Origin of the sequence: Enterobacter cloacae complex sp. 370H10 (assembly GCF_050031535.1) — a bacterium.
Classification (GTDB): domain Bacteria; phylum Pseudomonadota; class Gammaproteobacteria; order Enterobacterales; family Enterobacteriaceae; genus Enterobacter; species Enterobacter intestinihominis.
In genome coordinates, this window is sequence record NZ_JBLGWG010000001.1 from 3,219,836 (window position 1) to 3,238,508 (window position 18,673).

Below are 18,673 nucleotides of genomic sequence, written 5' to 3' on the forward strand. Positions count from 1 at the left end.
CTCAGAAAGGATATTGACCGGAGAACGGTTCGGCAATCGCCACGCCGAAGTTTTTCAGACGGCAGGTCGCAGCAAATTCATCCTGGCTGTTAACAAACAGGCACGGCTCACCTTCGCATTCCAGCACGGAGCTGTCTACTTCGATGTCCGTCAGCGCCTGGCTGAGACGTTCCATAACCGGCCACGCATTTTCATCGCTCGGGCTAAGCAGCTTGAGCGCCACCAGACAATTATCCTCCCCGGCAACGCTTTGCGGAATCGGTTCAACTTTCGAACCTGCAAAACCCGTCGACCAGCGATAGCTCTGGGGCAAGCGATGGACAATGGAGAGTTGTAATGTATTCACGTTCAGATCCCCGGAAGCAAATTTACTTCACAATTTATTTACATTTATAGTAACACATCATCGCCAACCTGCACTGTTTAGCGGATTTTATAGGCGTTGCAGGCTCACGTCGGCGCTATATGTACCCGTTTCTGCGATCTAACTCAACCTTTTTAAATACAATGATGTGACTTTTTACATAAATAGATTTTACATAAAAGAAACAAACACCGGGTAAACGAACCGAGGGTTGGTTGATATGGGTCAACAAAAAGGCCCGTTTCGGGCCTTAAGTGCTCATTTATGCGCCGTCTTACGGGGCCGGCTGGCGTAAAGATAGAAGAGGATGGAGCAAGTCGCGCAGAGGGCAATCGCCCACAGCATCGGCCAGGCAGTATTAAACGTCGCCATTGAGAGCAGCGCCCCGACAATCGCGCCAATCCCGAAACGGAACGTCCCTGCCAGCGACGAGGCGGTGCCCGCCATATGCGGGAATTCGTCGAGGATCACCGCCATCGCGTTGGATGAGACCATCGAGACGCAGCCAACAAACGCCGCCACGCCCACCACCAGCGCCCAAAAACCTACGCCCAACAATGCGCTCAATACCAGCCAGATAGCCATCACGAACTGGATCCACAGCCCGGCGCGGAACATATTCAGCGCCCCGACCCGCCGGACAAAGCGGCTGTTGATAATGGTCATCACAAACAGGAACACGATATTCAGCGCGAAGTAGTAACCAAAGTGCTGGGGTGACACATGGTTCAGTTCGATGTACACAAACGGCCCCGCGCTCAGGAACGAAAACATCCCGGCAAAGCTAAAGCCGCTGGCCAGCATATAGCTCAGCACGCGCTTATGGCGAAACAGCGAGGCAAAGTTGCCAAGCGTGGTGCGGACGTGAAACTTCTGACGGCGCTCGACCGGCAGCGTTTCATCGATAAAGACGAAGATCATCACCGAGGCCAGCAGCGCGGCAATCGCCAGGATCCAGAAAATCGCATGCCAGCTGAACCACACCAGCACCGCCCCGCCCACCATGGGGGCGACCAGCGGCGCAATGGTTGTGACCAGCATGACGAACGACATCATGCGTGAGAACTCTTCCTTCGGGTAGATGTCGCGCATCAGCGCGTTAATCACCACGCTTGCCGCAGCCGCAGCCAGGCCATGGAAGAAACGCATCACGATCAGCTGATCGATACTCTGCGCCAGCGCGCAGGCCACCGCCGCTGCGGCAAATATCAACGTCCCGCCCAGAATAACGGGTTTGCGCCCCAGGCTGTCTGCCATTGGGCCATAAAAGAGCTGGCCGAGCGCAAAACCAAGAATGTAGGTGCTGAGCGTCATCTGTGCGCTGCCTGCCGGTACGCCAAACTGCGCGGAAATCACCGGCAGCGCGGGCAGATACATATCGATAGACAGCGGCATCAGCATGGCCAACAGGCCAAGGATAAATACGATTTTAAACGACGAGTGTGGCCTGGTGGTCACAGGGTTCTCCTGAATTTAGCGTGAAAGCAGCCCGACGCTGGCAATCTCTTCTTCCGTCAGCGGGCGATATTCCCCTGGCGCCAGGTCTGGATCGAGTTCAATCGCGCCGATACGTTCACGATGCAGCCCCACAACGTGGTTGCCCACGGCGGCAAACATCCGTTTCACCTGGTGGTAACGGCCTTCACTGATGGTCAGACGGACGTCCGTTGGGGTAATGACTTCCAGCACCGCCGGTTTGGTCAGATCTTTTTCATTATGTAGCTGAACGCCTTTCTCGAATTGCTCTGCCGTGTCATCCGAGACCGGCGACTCAAGTGTCACCCGATAGGTTTTCTCACAGTGATGGCGCGGGGAGGTGATGCGGTGCGACCACTGACCGTCATCGGTCATCAGCACCAGGCCGGTGGTATCAATATCCAGTCGCCCTGCCGCATGCAGCTTGTGCGCCACAGGTTCGTCGAGGAAGTAGAGCACCGTCGGGTGATCCGGATCGTCCGTTGAACAGACGTAACCTTCCGGTTTGTTGAGCATGAAGTAGCGCGGGCCATTCTGCTGGGTCAGCGGGTTGCCGTCATACTCCACCTGGTGGTCAGGCTGGAGTTTAAAAGCGCTGTCTTTCACAATGTCGCCGTCCACGGTTACGCGGCTGGCGCGAATTTCACGCCCGGCAATAGCGCGGCTTACGCCGAGTTGCTGAGCGATAAACTTATCAAGTCGCATGAAATCTTTTTAGCCTTAATGGTGCTGGAAGTCGGACTACGCGTCCGAAAAAGAAGCATTCAGAAACAGTTCAGTATAATGGTCTGGTTGCGCCACTCAAGGGAAAAAGTTTCGTGGCATACTATATGCGAGTTAACTGAATAGAGAAGCCATGACGTTCACACTACGCCCCTATCAGCAAGAAGCCGTTGATGCCACCCTCGCCTGGTTTCGCAAGCACCGGGAACCCGCCGCCATCGTGCTCCCGACCGGAGCCGGTAAAAGCCTGGTGATTGCCGAACTGGCGCGCCTGGCTCGCGGGCGCGTGCTGGTGCTGGCGCACGTAAAAGAGCTGGTGGCGCAAAACCACGCCAAATATTGCGCGCTCGGCCTGGAGGCCGATATTTTTGCCGCCGGGCTGAAGCGCAAAGAGAGCCACGGGAAAGTGGTGTTTGGCAGCGTACAGTCCGTTGCGCGCAACCTGGACCTGTTTCGCAGCGAGTTTTCCCTGCTGATTGTCGATGAGTGTCACCGCATCAGCGATGACGACGACAGCCAGTATCAGCAAATCCTCACTCATCTGAGAGAGGTGAACCCTCACTTACGCCTGCTTGGCCTGACCGCCACGCCATTTCGTCTGGGCAAGGGCTGGATTTATCAGTTTCATTATCACGGCATGGTGCGTGGCGATGAAAAGGCCCTGTTCCGCGACTGTATCTATGAGCTTCCGCTGCGCTACATGATCAAGCATGGCTATCTGACGCCACCGGAGCGGCTGGATATGCCGGTCGTGCAGTACGATTTCAGCCGCTTACAGGCGCAGAGCAACGGGCTGTTCAGCGAGGCGGATCTTAACCATGAGCTGAAAAAACAGAAGCGGATCACGCCGCATATCATCAGCCAGATTGAAGAGTTTGCGCAAACGCGCAAAGGGGTGATGATTTTTGCTGCTACCGTCGAACACGCGCGTGAAATCACGGGGCTTCTGCCCACCAACGACGCGGCGTTAATTACCGGTGAAACCCCCGGGCCGGAGCGCGACAGCCTGATTGAGGCTTTCAAAGCCCAGCAGTTCCGCTACCTGGTGAATGTCTCCGTATTAACCACCGGGTTTGACGCACCGCACGTTGACCTGATTGCGATTCTTCGCCCGACCGAATCCGTCAGCCTGTACCAGCAGATTGTCGGCCGTGGCCTGCGCCTGGCACCGGGCAAAACCGACTGTCTGATCCTCGATTATGCCGGTAATCCGCACGATCTCTACTCCCCGGAAGTGGGCACGCCAAAAGGCAAGAGCGACAACGTGCCGGTACAGGTGTTTTGTCCGGCCTGCGGGTTTGCCAACACTTTCTGGGGCAAAACTACCGCCGACGGCACGCTGATCGAACATTTTGGCCGCCGCTGTCAGGGCTGGTTTGAAGACGATGAAGGCCATCGCGAACAGTGTGATTTCCGCTTCCGCTTCAAAAACTGCCCGCAGTGCAACGCCGAGAACGATATCGCTGCCCGCCGCTGTCGGGAGTGTGACACAGTGTTGGTCGACCCGGATGACATGCTGAAAGCGGCGCTGAAGCTGAAAGATGCGCTGGTGCTGCGCTGTTCCGGCATGGTCTTACAGCCCGGTGCGGATGAAAAAGGCGAGTGGCTAAAGATTACCTATTACGACGAGGACGGCGCAGACGTGAGCGAGCGGTTCAGGGTCCAGACGCCCGCCCAGCGCACCGCGTTCGAACAGCTCTTTATCCGCCCGCATACCCGCACGCCCGGCGTGCCGCTGCGCTGGATAACCGTTGCCGATATCGTGCGCCAGCAGGCGCTGCTGCGCCATCCTGATTTTGTTGTCGCCCGTAAAAAAGGGCAGTTCTGGCAGGTGCGTGAGAAGGTCTTTGACTATGAAGGACGCTTTCGCCGGGCAAACGAATTGCGCGGTTAACGGGACTTTTCGTTGATGCGCGAGCCATTTGAGTATAAAATGCCGCCCGCTTCACATCCGTGAGGCAGAACACTCACCTGCTGCTGGGTCGCCTGTAGCAGGGTTTTAAATACAGAGAGAAATCAATGTTCACTATCGAAGCAGAAGTACGTAACGTGCAGGGTAAGGGTGCGAGCCGCCGCCTGCGTAACGCTAACAAGTTCCCGGCTATCGTTTACGGTGGCGAAGCTGCTCCAGTTGCAATCGAACTGGATCACGACAAAGTGTGGAACATGCAGAACAAAGCTGAATTCTACAGCGAAGTTCTGACCATCGTTGTTGGCGGTAAAGAAGAAAAAGTGAAAGTTCAGGCTGTTCAGCGTCACCCGTTCAAGCCAAAACTGTCTCACATCGACTTCGTTCGCGCGTAATCGCAAACCTGTCGAGAAAAACCCCGCTTCTGCGGGGTTTTTTTATGGCCGCTACTTACCGCCTGAGGTGCGACGCTGGAGCTGATCGCGCAGATTCGGCGGCGTGCCTTTAATGGTCAGCGTGTCGGTCGCCGGATCCCAGAAGATACGTTCCCCGAGCAGCATGGCATCAAAGTTAATGGTTAACCCACCGCCGCTACCGGCAAATTTCGTCAGCTGACGGAGCGTACTGCGATCCGCCGGGAAGCTCTCTTCCAGCTCATAGCCTTTTTCCGCGGTAAATTCCTGGAAGCTGACTTCGCTGACGCCCGCCAGCTCTTTGGACAGCGACTCCAGCTCAATCTCTTCCCCGGCCTGTAACTGCTCGTTACAGTAGCTGTAAACCTGCTGACGCACGGTCTGACGCTCAGATTTATCCAGCTGCGCCTCAGCGGTAAAGTCATCCACCGCCTGGAGCAGACCTTTGTTCTGCGCTTTGGCGTTCAGCCCTTCACTGGCACCGAGGAAGTCCATAAAGAAATCGGCCACTTTGCGGCCCACGCGGCCTTTAAGGAAGGTCAGGTAGCGCGTCGATTCCGGATTGGTTTCCCATTCAGTTAAATCAATACGCGCCACAATATCCGCATGGTTGATATCCAGATAGTGCGTTGAGCTGATATCCAACTGCTCGTTCACACGCATGCTGCTTAAATTATTCAGCACGGTGACCAGCAGATACTCTACCGCCAGATAGCGGTAGTGGCAGAACAGGACGATACCGCCATCGGCGAAGGGATATTTCGCCAGTTCGTCACGAAGACGGCCGGTTGCAGCGCGGCTGAATGCCAGGAAATCCTCTTCGCCCTGACGTTGCAGGCGCAGGCTATCCGCCAGCTCGCTCTCTTCGCTGAACAAGCCATAGGCTTTATTTTTCGCGCTGTAGACGCGATGCAACTCCGCCATCATCTCGACAACGGTAGGCGTTGGTTCCAGTAACGAATCGCGTAGCACCACTTCAAGGGTTTGCTCATCACGCTTGATAAGCTGGTGCAAGGCAATCTGGTTGATTTCCAGACTCATGATAAACTCTCCTTTTAGACCGGGCGGTATTCAACCACCACCAACGCATGTGTGCAACAGAAGATAAAAAAGGGGAAAAAAAGCTGTTGCTACGGTAATATGTCGCCCTTCTCTCAACAAACTGATTTTGATTTATGCCACAACATTCCCGCTACAGTGACGAACACGTTGAACAACTGCTCAGTGAGCTGGTCAACGTACTGGAAAAACATAAAACGCCAACCGATCTCTCCCTGATGGTTTTGGGAAATATGGTTACCAACCTGATCAATACCAGCGTTGCTCCGGCTCAGCGTCAGGCGATCGCCAAATCTTTCGCCCTGGCTTTGCAGTCATCCGTTAGCGACGACCAGGCACACTAAGGGAAACGAACAACAGTTTATGGTGACGAATCGTCAGCGCTACCGTGAAAAAGTCTCCCAGATGGTCAGCTGGGGGCACTGGTTTGCCCTGTTCAACATTCTGTTGGCGATGGTGCTCGGCTGCCGTTATCTGTTTGTGGCGGACTGGCCAACCACGTTAACCGGGCGTATCTACTCGTGGATGAGCCTTGTTGGTCACTTTAGCTTTCTGGTCTTCGCCACCTATCTGCTGATCCTGTTCCCACTGACGTTTATCGTCATGTCGCAGCGGCTGATGCGCTTCCTGTCCGCCATTCTTGCGACGGCGGGCATGACGCTGTTACTTATCGACAGCGAAGTTTTTACCCGGTTCCACCTGCACCTGAATCCTGTCGTCTGGGAGCTGGTGATTAACCCGGATCAGAACGAGACCGCCCGCGACTGGCAGCTGATGTTTATCAGCGTGCCGATTATCCTGCTGATCGAAATGTTGTTCGCGACGTGGAGCTGGCAAAAGCTCCGCAGCCTGACCCGACGCCGACATTATGCGAAGCCCGTCGCGGCGCTCTTTTTCGCCTCATTTATCGGTTCGCACCTGATGTATATCTGGGCAGATGCGAACTTCTACCGCCCTATTACCATGCAGCGCGCGAATCTGCCGCTCTCCTATCCGATGACGGCACGTCGTTTCCTTGAAAAACACGGTCTGCTGGACGCGCAGGAATATCAGCGTCGTCTGGTCGAACAGGGTAATCCGGAAGCGGTCAGCGTGCAGTATCCCCTGAGCGATCTGAAATATCGCGACATGGGGCGCGGTCAGAACGTGCTGCTGATTACCGTCGATGGCCTGAACTATTCTCGCTATGAGAAGCAAATGCCTGCCCTGGCTGAATTCGCTGAGAACAACATCGTATTCACTCAGCATATGAGTTCCGGTAATTCGACCGACGCGGGTATTTTCGGTCTGTTCTACGGTATTTCACCGAGCTATATGGACGGCGTGCTGTCGGCCCGTATTCCGGCTGCATTGATTACCGGGCTTAATCAGCAGGGCTACCAGCTGGGGCTGTTCGCCTCTGATGGTTTCAACAGCTCGCTGTACCGCCAGGCGCTGCTGTCTGATTTCTCACTGCCAGCCGCGCAGAGCCAGTCTGACGATCGGACTGCTGACCAGTGGATAGACTGGCTGAAGCGCTATGCACAGGAAGATAACCGCTGGTTCTCCTGGGTTGCGTTTAACGGCACAAATCTTGATGACAGCAATCAGAAAGGCTTCGCGCGCCGATATAGCCGTGCGGCGGGTGATGTCGATGCGCAGATCGCTCGCGTGCTGACCGCCCTGCGCGACGCGGGCAAGCTGGACAATACGGTCGTCATTATCACGGCGGGGCATGGCGTGCCGCTCGGCGACGAAGCGAAGGGCATGGACTGGTCGCGTCCGAACCTGCATGTCCCGCTGGTGATCCACTGGCCGGGCACTCCCGCGCAACGCATCAACATGCTGACCGACCATAAAGACGTCATGACCACGTTAATGCAGCGGCTGCTGCACGTTAGCACGCCGGCAATTGAATACTCGCAGGGACAAGACCTCTTTAGCGCCACGCGGCGTCATAACTGGGTCACGGCTGCTGGCGAAAACACGCTGGTGGTGACCACGCCGACGCTGTCCCTTGTGCTGAACAGCAACGGCAATTACCAGACGTACAGCCTCGAAGGTGAGAAGCTGAAAGACCAGAAACCGCAGCTCAGCTTGCTGTTGCAGGTGCTGACAGACGAGAAGCGCTTTATCGCTAACTGATTATTTATGAATCAGTTAGCGTTGCTTCCCCCTTGCAATCAAAAAGGAATCGAGTAGTATTCCTTTTATGCGTCGGCACGTAGCGCAGCCTGGTAGCGCACCGTCATGGGGTGTCGGGGGTCGGAGGTTCAAATCCTCTCGTGCCGACCAAAACTACACAAAAAAACCAGCCGCTTATGGCTGGTTTTTTATTGCCTGTCTTCGCATGCACAATGCTTAGTGCTTCTCACGCCCACCGAGAAAGAAAATCCCCAGCGGAATCGCCAGCAGGACGGTGAACACCAGACTGTAAACAAAGATCATCGCTGATTGCAGGACAAACATGCTGGTTGTCCACGCAGAGAGCGGGATGTTGTACTGCTCGATCACGCCGACAATGGTTGCTCGCCCCACGCATGCAGCAGCAATCATAAACACAACCAGTAACGCCAGCAGGAACTTGCGGCCTTCAGGTGTCTTCAGTTTTTCCCGTACCATCTCTTCTCCCTTTACAGATGAATAACAATAATTAACGCGTAAAATAACACGATCTCTGCACCGACTCCACCACAGCATTAAACACCAATAAAAGAGCATAAAAGCAGTTCTTTACTCCGTTTAAAATGAAAATGTGAGTAAATTACGCCAACCATTCACATACATTATGTTAGTCTTTCCGGGATCGTTTTAACAAAAAGGAATGACAGTGAAAAACGCACCTAAATTTGCCATCGCCCTTATCGCCGCTGCGTGCGCGAGCACCAGCGCTTTCGCCAGCGAAACCCCAAAAGAGCAGCCGCTGGAAAAAGTTGCCCCGTATCCGCAAGCGGACAAAGGGATGAAGCGCCAGGTTATTCAGCTCCCGGCTCAGCAGAATGAAGGGAATTTCAAAGTCGAGCTGTTAATCGGCCAAACGCTGGAAGTGGACTGCAACCAGCATCGTCTGGGCGGCCAACTGGAAAGCAAAACGCTGGAAGGCTGGGGTTATGACTACTATGTCTTCGACAAAGTAACCTCGCCAGTCTCCACCATGATGGCGTGCCCGGACGGCAAGAAAGAGAAGAAATTTATCACCACCTATCTGGGTGATAACAGTCTGCTGCGCTATAACAGCAAGCTGCCGATTGTCGTATATACGCCGGAAAACGTGGATGTGAAATATCGCGTATGGAAGGCGGATGAGACGGTAGGGCAAGCGGAAGTACGTTAAAAATAAGTCGGGTGGCGCTCACGCTTACCCGACCTGGAAAGGGTGCGTTCTGGTGCCCTCACCCCAACCCTCTCCCGGTGGGAGAGGGAGAAAACACGAAAAACGGTAACGGATGTTACCGTTTTGCGTTTAGCTTACAGCGCGATATCCGCCACCGGCTTGCTTTCCGCCTGCGGCTTCAGCTCTGCCTTCGGCGCAGCATCCGCAGCCTGCGGTTTGACGTATTGCAGTTGCAGAACGCGGCTGGTGTATTCCAGCTCTTGTTCCGTGGCGTCAACGTTACCGTTCAGCTTCGTACCGTAGGATGGAATAATGGTTTTCAGCTTCGCCTGCCATTCCGGGCTGGATACTTTGTCCTTAAACACTTTTTCCATCAGGTGTAGCATGATTGGCGCAGCGGTAGACGCCCCCGGGGATGCTCCCAGCAGCGCGGCAATAGTGCCATCCTTATCGCTTACTACTTCGGTACCCAGACGCAGCACGCCGCCCTCTTTCGGATCGCGTTTGATGATCTGCACGCGCTGACCCGCCTGCCACAGACGCCAGTCTTCTTTCTTCGCCTGCGGATAGTACTCTTTCAGCGCCTCGAAGCGTTCTTCATCAGAGAGCATCACCTGGCTAATCAGGTATTTCACCAGATCGAAGTTATCCAGTCCCACGTCCATCATTGGTTTGACGTTTGACGTCGTGGTCGCGCTCAGCAGATCCCACAGGGAACCGTTTTTCAGGAACTTGGTAGAGAATGTAGCGAACGGCCCGAACAGCACCACGCGCTTACCGTCCAGCATACGGGTGTCGATATGGGGAACGGACATCGGTGGCGCACCAACAGAAGCCTGACCGTACACTTTAGCCAGATGACGGTTAACCACTTCAGGGTTTTCCGACACCAGGAACTGGCCGCCAACCGGGAAGCCGGCGTAGTCGTCCGCTTCCGGAATACCGGACTCCTGCAACAGTTTCAGCGCCGCGCCGCCAGCACCGATAAACACGAACTTCGCCTTAATCACATGCTCGGCTTCGTTGTTTTTCAGATCGGCAACGGTCACGCTCCAGCTGTTATCCGCGTTGCGCTTGAAACCACGCACTTCGGAGCTGAGTTGCAGGTTAAAGTTCTCTTTTTTCTTCAGAGAGGCCACCAGCTGACGGGTGATTTCACCGTAGTTAACGTCAGTACCAATTTCAGTGCGGGTCGCCGCCACTTTCTGGTTCGGATCGCGGCCTTCCATAACCAGCGGCGCCCACTCTTTGATTTGAGCGTGATCTTCAGAGTATTTCATCCCGCGGAAAAGCGTGCTCTGTTGCAGGGCAGCGTAGCGCGCACGCAGGAAGTTGACGTTTTGATCGCCCCACACAAAGCTCATGTGCGGAACGGTGTTGATGAAGGAGTGCGGATTGTGCAACACACCGCTGTTCACCTGGTGAGACCAGAACTGACGTGAGATCTGGAACGCTTCGTTGATCTCTACCGCCTTCTCGATACTAATGGAACCGTCCTTTTTCTGCGGCGTATAGTTCAGTTCCATAAGTGCCGAGTGCCCCGTCCCGGCGTTATTCCAGCCGTTAGAGCTTTCCTGCGCCACGCCATCAAGGCGCTCGACCATCGTCATGGACCAGTTCGGCTCTAATTCCTGAAGATATGTGCCCAGCGTGGCGCTCATGATGCCGCCACCAATTAAAAGGACATCCGTTTCCTGCTCTTTTGGTGCGTCAGCCTTCGCCGCCAGCGAGACGGCGTTCAGCCCCACGGCCAGAGAAAAGAGCACGGCAGTCATTTTTTTCATCATTTATGCCTTAGTTGAATAGTGCTTGATGCGTAGAAATTACAGGTGAAACACGCTGCGGTGGCACGGTAGCAACTTTTAAATATTGTTTAAAGGTTACGAAATTATTGTAATTGTGAAATTTAATGATGGATTGTTTGTAGGGTTTTGGCATACAGGCTGGCACCCGACGATTTTCCTGGCTATGATGCTGCACTTTGTGATCGCGCGCACGGAAGCCTGCCCCTACCAGCGAATTGTTATGTCATTACCTCACTCGTCTGTACCCCAAGAAGGCCATGTCGCCACCGTTTTACGTTCGCCTCAACGTCTGATGCGCGAAACCCTGGCCGGCGTGATTACCGCGCTGGCGCTGATCCCGGAAGTGATTTCGTTTTCCGTGGTCGCGGGCGTGGATCCGAAAGTGAGCCTTATCGCCTCCGTGGTGCTCTGTTTCGCCCTTTCCCTGCTCGGCGGGCGTCCGGCCATGGTGACGGCGGCGGCCGGTTCCGTCGCGCTGGTGATTGGCCCGATGGTCCATCAACACGGCGTACAGTACATTCTGCCCGCGGTGGTGATGGCTGGCGTGATTCAGATCCTGTTCGGCGCGCTGGGAATGGCGCGGCTGATGCGCTTTATTCCCCAGTCGGTGATGACCGGGTTTGTTAACGCCCTTGGCATTTTGATTTTCTTTGCCCAGGTGCCCCATTTCTGGAGCCGAAGCCCGCTGATAGTAGGCCTGTTCGTGCTGACGCTGCTGATTGTGCTGTGGGTGCCACGCTATATTAAAAGCGTACCCTCCCCGCTGATTGCCATTGTGCTGCTGACTTTGTTCACCGTCACCAGCGGGCAAATCCTGCCAACGGTAGGGGATGAAGGCTCCATGAGCGGCGGTTTGCCGGGCTTTACGCAACTGCTGGTGCCGCTCAATCTGGAAACCCTGAGCATTATCTGGCCGTGTGCGCTAAGTATCGCTTTTGTTGGCCTGCTGGAATCCTTGCTGACGGCAAAACTGGTGGATGAACTGACCGTTACCCCTTCAAGCAAGCGCCGCGAGAGCATCGGTCTGGGCGTGGGGAATATTATGGCCGGGTTCTACGGCGGCATTGCGGGCTGCGCGATGATTGGGCAGACCATCGTTAACGTGGAGATGGGGAAAGGCAGAAGCCGTATCTCCACCCTTGCGGCGGGTATCGTACTGCTTGTGCTGGTTACGGCGCTCAGCGAGGTGATGGCCAAAATCCCGATGGCGGTACTGGCGGGTATTATGGCCATTGTGGCCGTCAAGACCTTTAGCTGGCATAGCGTTCAGCCCGGAACGCTGAAAAACGCGCCGGTGGCTGAAACCGTCGTGATGCTGGTGACGGTTGTGGCAACGGTTTCCACCGGCAACCTGGCGATTGGCGTGCTGGGCGGGATTGTGATGATGTTCATCCTCCCTGCCCGACTTAAGCAAAAAGCACTGGCTACAGAAGAAAAATCGTCGCCAGTCCAAGAAAAATAAAGAAACCGCCGGTATCGGTAATGGCGGTGATCATCACGCTCGACCCCACCGCGGGGTCGCGCCCCAGCCGGGTCATCGTTAATGGGATAATCACGCCCATCATCGCCGCCACCAGCAGGTTCAGCACCATCGCCAGCATCATGACCCCGCCCAGCGCCATATCATCGTACAGCCACCAGGTAATGCCGCCCATGATGCCGCCCCAGACAAGGCCGTTAATCAGCGCGACGCCCATCTCCCTGAAAATCAGCCACGAAAAATTACCCGGCTGAATGTTTTCCAGCGCCAGGGCGCGAACGATCATGGTGATAGTCTGGTTGCCGGTGTTCCCGCCGATCCCCGCCACAATCGGCATCAACGACGCCAGGGCCACCAGCTGGGAAATGGTATGTTCGAAGCCGTCAATAACGCGGGACGCCACGAACGCGGTGCATAAATTGATGGCGAGCCACGCCCAGCGGGTTTTGACGGCCTTGCCGACGGAGGCATGAACATCGTCTTCGGCACTGATACCGCCAAGGGCACGCAGGTCGTTATCGGTCTCTTCATAGACCACGTCAACGATCTCATCAATGGTCAGACGCCCCATCAGCTTGCCCACCGAATCCACCACCGCCGCGCTCACCAGGTCATCACGTTCGAAGGTACGCGCCGCTTTTTCGGCATCGTCTTCCGGCGAGAAGACCATCGGCTCGGTTTCCATGACCTCACTTACCCGCTGCTGGGTGCTGTTCAGCAGGATCGTTTTCAGCTCCAGCTCCCCGAGCAGGGTCTTATCCCGCGAGGTGACGAACAGTTTATCGGTGTTGTCCGGCATACTGCCCAGGCGACGAAGATAGCGCTGCACCGTACCCAGGGTGACGTCCGGACGTACGGTGATGACGCCAAACTCCATGATCGCGCCGACGCTGTTTTTCTCGTAGTGCATCACCTGACGCACGCGCGCCCGCTCCTCGGCAGGCAGGGAAGCCAGCAGGCGTCCGGTCAGGTTGCGCGGAAGATGCTGAACGAGGTAAATCTGCTCATCGATATCCAGCGTTTGCAGGGCGTCAAGAATGTCCCGATCGCTCATCTCATCGATAAGGTCATCCCAGACGTTTTCCGAGGCTTCAAGCAGCACCTGACCGCGCTCATGATCCTGCACCAGCCGCCACAGGGCGTGGCGCTCCTCGGAAGGCAATGCCTCCAGGGTGTCCGCCAGATCCGGAGGTGGTAAATGTGCAACCAGCGCACCTACCTCAGCAATATCGTCGGCCAGCGTGCCGACATCATATTGCTCAGCCAGGGTTAGCTTACCCAATAACGTTGACGTGACCGCTTTATCGGTCGTCAGGAGCCAGATGAGCCGCGCACGCTCCTGGTCACGCTGCCTGGCGCTGTTTTTCTTTAATACCGACATCAATCATAAATCCATTAAATGAGTTGGCGTTAAGCATAGCGCGGGGATATGTAAATAAGAATAAACGGCGGGTCGGGATGGAGAAAAAAACGGCATATATGAAAAATGAGTGTGCCGGGGGCCACCCGGCACAATTGCAATCAGGCCGTGCGCGCCACCGCGTCCCGTGACGCCGCATCGCGCTCATCGCCGGTCAGCTCGCTCAGTTTGCCGTCGCGCATCTCCAGCAGACGGTCGGCGTGAATGAAGTAGTGATCGTCATGGCTGATGGCAAAAATGGTTTTCCCCATCGCCTGCATCAGCGGCAGCAGGACCTGATAAAACTCGCGACGGAAGTGCGGGTCCTGATCGGCGGCCCATTCATCCAGCAGGATGATGTCGCGCTCTTCGGCCAGCGCCAGCAACAGCGCCACGCGCTTCTTCTGCCCTTTCGACAGCTTGAGATTCAGGATTTTGCCATCCTGTAGCTCCAGCTTGTGTGACATTTGCAGATGCGCAAGCCACTTCTCCACCAGCGCCGGATCCGCCTGCTGCCCTTCCGGGCCCAGCAGCCGGTCGAACAGCCAGACGTCGGTAAATACCGCCGAAAAGAGCTTGCGGTAGTCCTCCGGTTTCTCCGCGCTCAGCGCTTTACCATCCAGCAAAATTTCGCCTGACTGCGGCTGGTAGAGGCCCGTCAGCAGCATCGCCAGCGTGGATTTGCCGCTGCCATTACCGCCGATCAGGAACAGCAGTTCGCCGCGGTGAATGGTCAGATTTATCGGCCCCACGGAGAAGGCGTTATCCTGATAGCGGAAGGTCACGTTACGCAGCTCAAGCGTTTGCCAGTTCGGGAAGGCCTGCGGGCGCGGGAACTCAGCCTTAAACGGCGCAAGGTCGAACTTCTTCAGCTTGTTGAAGGCCACCTGTGCGCTCAGCAGCGTCGGCAGTGCGCCAACGGCCGACAGCAGCGGCGTGCGTAAAAACAGCAGCGTCAGGGAGTACGTTGCCGCCACGTTGGTATCCGCCCACCCCAGGCTGTTCGCCATCCAGAACACCAGGCCAATGGCACCCAGCATCATGATATTGGACCAGTTCACGGCGCTCAGGTGGAACGTATCGGCGCGAATAATGTGATGACGATATTCGTGCGCATCCGGGATATAGAGATGGTTGAAGATATGTTCGGCACGCTCGCGGTTCAGCGTCAGCTCTTTGCGCCCTTCCAGCACTGTCTGATAATCGTTATAGAGCTTGTCTTCTGTTTCGCGCAGCACCGCCATGTGCTTATAGACGCGTGATACCAGCAGGAACCCGCCCCAGATGGTAATAACAATCCACAGCGCCGTTACCGCCAGCATTTTGCTGGAGAGCCAGGCGAGATAGGCTGCCGAGCCAAAGGTCAGGATGATCCCCTGTACCAGCTCCGGCAGGCGTACAAAGGCGATGGTAATGGCGCGCACATCGCTGGTCAGCCCCGCCAGCAGAGAAGCACTTCCCAGCTGTTCGATGCGTTCCACTTGAGTATCAAGGATCCGTTTGATGAACTCGCTGCGCAGACGGAAAACGAAGTGGTGGCCGAGCGCGGTCAGCGCCAGCTGTGACCCGAGCGTGACTGCCATCAGCAGCAGCAGTAAACCCAGAAATTCCGGCAGGACGGAGAGTGACGTGTCGACCATTTCGATCAAACGCACGTTAATGAAGGCAATCAGGCCGATCCCCAGCGCCGCGCTGGCAAGGCTTAGCGCCATCACCGCGATAAAAGGCCAGCGATACTGCCGCCAGACAAGAAGAAGTAGTTGCATGCAGAGCAATCCGGACAAGAAAAATCAGCCAGCAGTGTAAACTGCCTTTCACACACATCAAGAATAATTCTTATTTTTATTCTCTGTACGCTGCCTGGCGGAACGTGAGGTTGTAGCGAAACGCCCCCGCCACCGGGTGATCGCCATTTTTAAGCGGCTGAATACCGTGATAAAAAAGCCGTGATTCACCGCCCCAGACCACCACATCGCCATGCTCCAGCATCAGCCGTTTGAGCGGGTCGTTGCGCCGCAGGCCGCCAAACTGAAAGACAGCGGGCAACCCAAGGGATACCGAGACAATCGGCGCGCGCAGGTCAGGCTCGTCCTTATCCTGATGCAGGGAGAGTTTTGCGCCGACGGCATAGCGGTTGATAAGACAGGCATCGGGACGAAAATCAGGATAGCCGGCCGCGACGGCGGCATCGTGACACAGCGCCTGAAACGCCTCCGGCATCGGCGGCCACGGCCTATCCGTCAGCGGGTCGTTCGCGGCATATACATAGCCCCGCTCATTCGTCGCCCATCCCAGTTCGCCGCAGTTGGTCATCGCCACGGACATGGTATACCCGCCCGGCGTGACCATATGGCGAAACGGCGAACGTGCGGTGACGGTATCAATACCGTCGAACAGCGCCGCCGCGCGGGAAAGCGCAAAACGTCTCAGGATCGTCGCCCCCGGCGCGAGCGGCTCCTGCCAGGGTTCAGCATCAGCAAAAAGATCGAGCATTATCCCTCCGGGTTGTTCGCCTCACGTTTCAACAATAGCACCTTACGCGCTGCGCCCCAGCGATAACCCGACAGCGCACCGTCGTTACGCACCACGCGGTGACAGGGGATAACTATCGCCAGTTTGTTGGCTCCGCAGGCCCCCGCCACGGCACGTACGGCATTGGGTTTACCAATGGCCTTCGCCACCTGCTGATAGCTCGCCGTTTCACCGCAGGGGATAGCCCGCAGCGCCTGCCAGACCTGCTGCTGGAAGGCGGTACCCCGGATATCCAGCGGTAACGTCAACGGCGTCGCGCGGCTGTCGACAGAGGCAATCACCTGACGAACACGCCCGGCAAATGCGCCTTCCATCGGTTCACGGACGGCAAGCGGAAACAGTGACAGCAGCTCAGCCGTCAGCCCGGCGTCGTCATCACCCAGCAGTATTGCGCAGATCCCGCGCTCGCTTTCCGCCACCAGACAGTGGCCCAGCGAGCAGTCGCTGATGGCATAGCGGACCGCAGCCTCTCCGTTACGGTACTGTTTCGCCGTCATGCCCAGCGCGCCGTTGGCTTTACGGTAGTAGCTGCTGCCGTCCGGGAAGCCAGCGGCCAGTACGGCGTCGGTGATTTTACCGCCCTGTGCAAGCAGGCTACGCAGGCGTTGTTCACGCGCAGCCTGCTGCCATGCTTTCGGCGTCATGCCGGTAACGGATTTAAACAAGCGGTGGAAATGGAACGGACTCATGCCAACCTGCTGCGCCAGTGCCTCCAGGTTCAGCGCGGCATCCTGCTCAAGCAGTCGGCAGGCCAGCGCAACGTTGGCCTTTTTCTGCGCCATAGGGTCGACCTGGTCCGGCCTACAGCGCTTACAGGGGCGGAAACCCGCCTGCGCGGCCTGGTGAGCATCAGGATAAAAGCAGACATTTTTACGCAGCGCGTGGCGGGCACGGCAGGACGGACGACAATAAATGCCGGTCGTCTGCACGGCCAAGACAAACTGGTTATCCGCACGCGGATCGCGGGCCAGAACAGCCTGCCAGCGATCCTCATCGGTAAGATAGGTTGTGTTTTTCATCATCGGCTCCTCTTACAAGCATACGCTCAGCTTGCCTGAACGCCACCGAACAAAAACCCGCAACCTTGCTTTTTAATTTTTTTCGCTCACCAGGAAGCTGTTGAACTGCGGTGAACTCCAGGTTTTAAACCCGTCAGCCTCTTTGGTGATCATATAGACGGCCAGCCCTTCCTGACGCACCACCTCTTTGGCCTTCTCCGTGCCGAGCACCATCAATCCGGTATCCCAGGCGTCGGCTTCCAGCGCAGTTGGCGCTATCACCGTCACGGACACCAGGTTGTGGGTAATCGGGCGTCCGGTTTGCGGATCAATCACATGCGAGATACGTTTGCCATCCAGCTCGTAATAGTTGCGGTAGCTTCCGGAGGTGCTGATACCGTGCCCGTTGATGTCGACAATCGCCTGCACCGCGTTCTGCTGATCGGTTGGTTTTTGGATGGCCACTCGCCACGGCCTGCCGCTGGCGTTCATGCCCCGGCTGACGAGCGCGCCCCCGACGGAAACCAGATAACGGGGAATACCTTCCTGCGCCATCAGGGCCGCGAGATGATCCGCAGCATACCCCTCGCCTACCGTGGAGAGATCCACAAACAGGTCGGGAATGTCTTTTTGCAGGTATTGCTGACCGTACTGGGAGATCACCGCCAGATGCTGTAACCCTGTACGCGCGCGGGCGTCGTCGATGGCGGCTTGATCGGGTGTGGTCATCGGCTGCTTGTTGGGGCCAAATCCCCACAGGTTCACCAGCGGCCCAACGGTCACATCCATTGCGCCGTTGGTTTTGTAGCCCACGCGCATGGCTTCCGTGACGATATCGGCCATTGCTTCGCTCACCGGCCACAGCGAGGTGCTGCTGGAGCGATTGAAACGCATCAGCGCTGAGTCATTTTTATAGGTAGAGAGTAGCTGATCGTCGGCATCCAGCTGCGCCTGAATTTTACCGCGTAGTTCTTCAGCGCGGGATTTATCGATATTCATCACGCTGACGCGCCAGAAGGTCCCCATGGTTTTCCCTTCCAGCACCGTCGCGGCGGGTGCGTCGATTTTTGCGGGCTGTGTAGAAGAGTCACACGCGGTCAGGAGTAAAAAAGTCGCCAGAACGCTGGCGCGTAAAAAAGTCATATCCATTGGTTATTATCCTCATGCCAGGGCGGCAAGAGTACACTAAAACAGCGTATTTG

Annotated in this window: 17 protein-coding genes and 1 tRNA gene; 7 read left to right on the forward strand and 11 right to left on the reverse strand. The window is 56.2% G+C overall.

Annotation, left to right across the window (positions count from 1 at the left end):
- Position 1: 1 nt before the first annotated feature.
- The 3 genes from ACQG2Q_RS15905 to rsuA form a co-directional block, all read right to left on the reverse strand.
- Positions 2-346: a YejG family protein gene (locus ACQG2Q_RS15905; RefSeq protein WP_003859372.1), complete on the reverse strand. Its 345-nt coding sequence runs from the start codon at positions 344-346 to the stop codon at positions 2-4.
- Positions 347-622: 276 nt separating this feature from the next.
- A complete protein-coding gene (locus tag ACQG2Q_RS15910; protein WP_022648730.1) occupies positions 623-1,822 on the reverse strand; it encodes a Bcr/CflA family multidrug efflux MFS transporter in 1,200 nt (399 codons plus the stop codon).
- A 15-nt stretch (positions 1,823-1,837) separates the two neighbouring features.
- On the reverse strand, positions 1,838-2,545 hold the full coding sequence (rsuA, locus tag ACQG2Q_RS15915) for a 16S rRNA pseudouridine(516) synthase RsuA (RefSeq protein ID WP_063849715.1): 708 nt from the start codon (positions 2,543-2,545) through the stop codon (positions 1,838-1,840).
- 151 nt (positions 2,546-2,696) lie between these two features.
- On the opposite strand from rsuA, the gene ACQG2Q_RS15920 reads away from it, so the two are divergent.
- Positions 2,697-4,457 carry a DEAD/DEAH box helicase gene (locus tag ACQG2Q_RS15920; protein ID WP_022648732.1) on the forward strand — a complete coding sequence of 587 codons (1,761 nt, stop codon included), beginning with the start codon at positions 2,697-2,699 and terminating at the stop codon, positions 4,455-4,457.
- Positions 4,458-4,582: 125 nt separating this feature from the next.
- On the forward strand, positions 4,583-4,867 hold the full coding sequence (gene rplY, locus ACQG2Q_RS15925) for a 50S ribosomal protein L25 (protein WP_022648733.1): 285 nt from the start codon (positions 4,583-4,585) through the stop codon (positions 4,865-4,867).
- Positions 4,868-4,918: 51 nt separating this feature from the next.
- Here the strand turns inward: rplY and yejK are convergent, their stop codons facing one another.
- Complete coding sequence (yejK, locus tag ACQG2Q_RS15930) at positions 4,919-5,926, reverse strand: nucleoid-associated protein YejK (RefSeq protein WP_017693031.1); 1,008 nt, start codon at positions 5,924-5,926, stop codon at positions 4,919-4,921.
- Positions 5,927-6,060: 134 nt separating this feature from the next.
- Here yejK and ACQG2Q_RS15935 point away from each other — a divergent pair, with 134 nt between their 5' ends.
- The 3 genes from ACQG2Q_RS15935 (at position 6,061) to ACQG2Q_RS15945 (ending at position 8,218) form a co-directional block, all read left to right on the forward strand.
- Positions 6,061-6,288: a YejL family protein gene (locus ACQG2Q_RS15935; RefSeq protein WP_038984002.1), complete on the forward strand. Its 228-nt coding sequence runs from the start codon at positions 6,061-6,063 to the stop codon at positions 6,286-6,288.
- 19 nt (positions 6,289-6,307) lie between these two features.
- The gene (gene yejM, locus ACQG2Q_RS15940; protein WP_022648735.1) at positions 6,308-8,068 is read left to right on the forward strand and encodes an LPS biosynthesis-modulating metalloenzyme YejM; all 1,761 of its coding nucleotides are present in this window, start codon (positions 6,308-6,310) and stop codon (positions 8,066-8,068) included.
- 73 nt (positions 8,069-8,141) lie between these two features.
- Positions 8,142-8,218 (forward strand) — tRNA-Pro (locus ACQG2Q_RS15945).
- Positions 8,219-8,284: 66 nt separating this feature from the next.
- Here the strand turns inward: ACQG2Q_RS15945 and ACQG2Q_RS15950 are convergent.
- Positions 8,285-8,545, reverse strand: a complete 261-nt coding sequence (locus ACQG2Q_RS15950) for a DUF2534 family protein (protein WP_006811332.1) — start codon at positions 8,543-8,545, stop codon at positions 8,285-8,287.
- A 208-nt stretch (positions 8,546-8,753) separates the two neighbouring features.
- Here ACQG2Q_RS15950 and eco point away from each other — a divergent pair, with 208 nt between their 5' ends.
- Positions 8,754-9,257 carry a serine protease inhibitor ecotin gene (gene eco, locus ACQG2Q_RS15955; RefSeq protein WP_426759238.1) on the forward strand — a complete coding sequence of 168 codons (504 nt, stop codon included), beginning with the start codon at positions 8,754-8,756 and terminating at the stop codon, positions 9,255-9,257.
- 134 nt (positions 9,258-9,391) lie between these two features.
- Here the strand turns inward: eco and mqo are convergent, their stop codons facing one another.
- Positions 9,392-11,041, reverse strand: a complete 1,650-nt coding sequence (gene mqo, locus ACQG2Q_RS15960) for a malate dehydrogenase (quinone) (RefSeq protein WP_032623890.1) — start codon at positions 11,039-11,041, stop codon at positions 9,392-9,394.
- A gap of 187 nt (positions 11,042-11,228) precedes the next feature.
- On the opposite strand from mqo, the gene ACQG2Q_RS15965 reads away from it, so the two are divergent.
- Positions 11,229-12,524: a SulP family inorganic anion transporter gene (locus tag ACQG2Q_RS15965; protein ID WP_045308675.1), complete on the forward strand. Its 1,296-nt coding sequence runs from the start codon at positions 11,229-11,231 to the stop codon at positions 12,522-12,524.
- Here the strand turns inward: ACQG2Q_RS15965 and mgtE are convergent.
- The 5 genes from mgtE to apbE form a co-directional block, all read right to left on the reverse strand.
- Positions 12,487-13,923: a magnesium transporter gene (gene mgtE / locus ACQG2Q_RS15970; RefSeq protein ID WP_006811337.1), complete on the reverse strand. Its 1,437-nt coding sequence runs from the start codon at positions 13,921-13,923 to the stop codon at positions 12,487-12,489. The genes ACQG2Q_RS15965 and mgtE overlap by 38 nt on opposite strands.
- Before the next feature lie 140 nt (positions 13,924-14,063).
- Positions 14,064-15,707: a multidrug ABC transporter permease/ATP-binding protein gene (locus ACQG2Q_RS15975; RefSeq protein WP_003859392.1), complete on the reverse strand. Its 1,644-nt coding sequence runs from the start codon at positions 15,705-15,707 to the stop codon at positions 14,064-14,066.
- A gap of 76 nt (positions 15,708-15,783) precedes the next feature.
- Positions 15,784-16,434, reverse strand: a complete 651-nt coding sequence (gene alkB / locus ACQG2Q_RS15980) for a DNA oxidative demethylase AlkB (RefSeq protein WP_023300603.1) — start codon at positions 16,432-16,434, stop codon at positions 15,784-15,786.
- On the reverse strand, positions 16,434-17,492 hold the full coding sequence (gene ada / locus ACQG2Q_RS15985; protein WP_038416433.1) for a bifunctional DNA-binding transcriptional regulator/O6-methylguanine-DNA methyltransferase Ada: 1,059 nt from the start codon (positions 17,490-17,492) through the stop codon (positions 16,434-16,436). Before ada ends, alkB begins: the two co-directional genes overlap by 1 nt.
- Before the next feature lie 72 nt (positions 17,493-17,564).
- The gene (gene apbE / locus ACQG2Q_RS15990; RefSeq protein WP_426759239.1) at positions 17,565-18,620 is read right to left on the reverse strand and encodes an FAD:protein FMN transferase ApbE; all 1,056 of its coding nucleotides are present in this window, start codon (positions 18,618-18,620) and stop codon (positions 17,565-17,567) included.
- Positions 18,621-18,673: the final 53 nt, after the last annotated feature.

Coding starts and splice junctions, on each gene's coding strand:
- rsuA (WP_063849715.1), bottom strand. CDS start 2,545: ATGCGACTTGATAAGTTTATCGCTCAGCAACTCGGCGTAAGCCGCGCT.
- mqo (WP_032623890.1), bottom strand. CDS start 11,041: ATGAAAAAAATGACTGCCGTGCTCTTTTCTCTGGCCGTGGGGCTGAAC.
- ACQG2Q_RS15920 (WP_022648732.1), top strand. CDS start 2,697: ATGACGTTCACACTACGCCCCTATCAGCAAGAAGCCGTTGATGCCACC.
- apbE (WP_426759239.1), bottom strand. CDS start 18,620: ATGGATATGACTTTTTTACGCGCCAGCGTTCTGGCGACTTTTTTACTC.
- alkB (WP_023300603.1), bottom strand. CDS start 16,434: ATGCTCGATCTTTTTGCTGATGCTGAACCCTGGCAGGAGCCGCTCGCG.
- ada (WP_038416433.1), bottom strand. CDS start 17,492: ATGAAAAACACAACCTATCTTACCGATGAGGATCGCTGGCAGGCTGTT.
- ACQG2Q_RS15935 (WP_038984002.1), top strand. CDS start 6,061: ATGCCACAACATTCCCGCTACAGTGACGAACACGTTGAACAACTGCTC.
- ACQG2Q_RS15975 (WP_003859392.1), bottom strand. CDS start 15,707: ATGCAACTACTTCTTCTTGTCTGGCGGCAGTATCGCTGGCCTTTTATC.
- mgtE (WP_006811337.1), bottom strand. CDS start 13,923: ATGTCGGTATTAAAGAAAAACAGCGCCAGGCAGCGTGACCAGGAGCGT.
- rplY (WP_022648733.1), top strand. CDS start 4,583: ATGTTCACTATCGAAGCAGAAGTACGTAACGTGCAGGGTAAGGGTGCG.
- ACQG2Q_RS15950 (WP_006811332.1), bottom strand. CDS start 8,545: ATGGTACGGGAAAAACTGAAGACACCTGAAGGCCGCAAGTTCCTGCTG.
- yejM (WP_022648735.1), top strand. CDS start 6,308: ATGGTGACGAATCGTCAGCGCTACCGTGAAAAAGTCTCCCAGATGGTC.
- yejK (WP_017693031.1), bottom strand. CDS start 5,926: ATGAGTCTGGAAATCAACCAGATTGCCTTGCACCAGCTTATCAAGCGT.
- ACQG2Q_RS15965 (WP_045308675.1), top strand. CDS start 11,229: ATGCTGCACTTTGTGATCGCGCGCACGGAAGCCTGCCCCTACCAGCGA.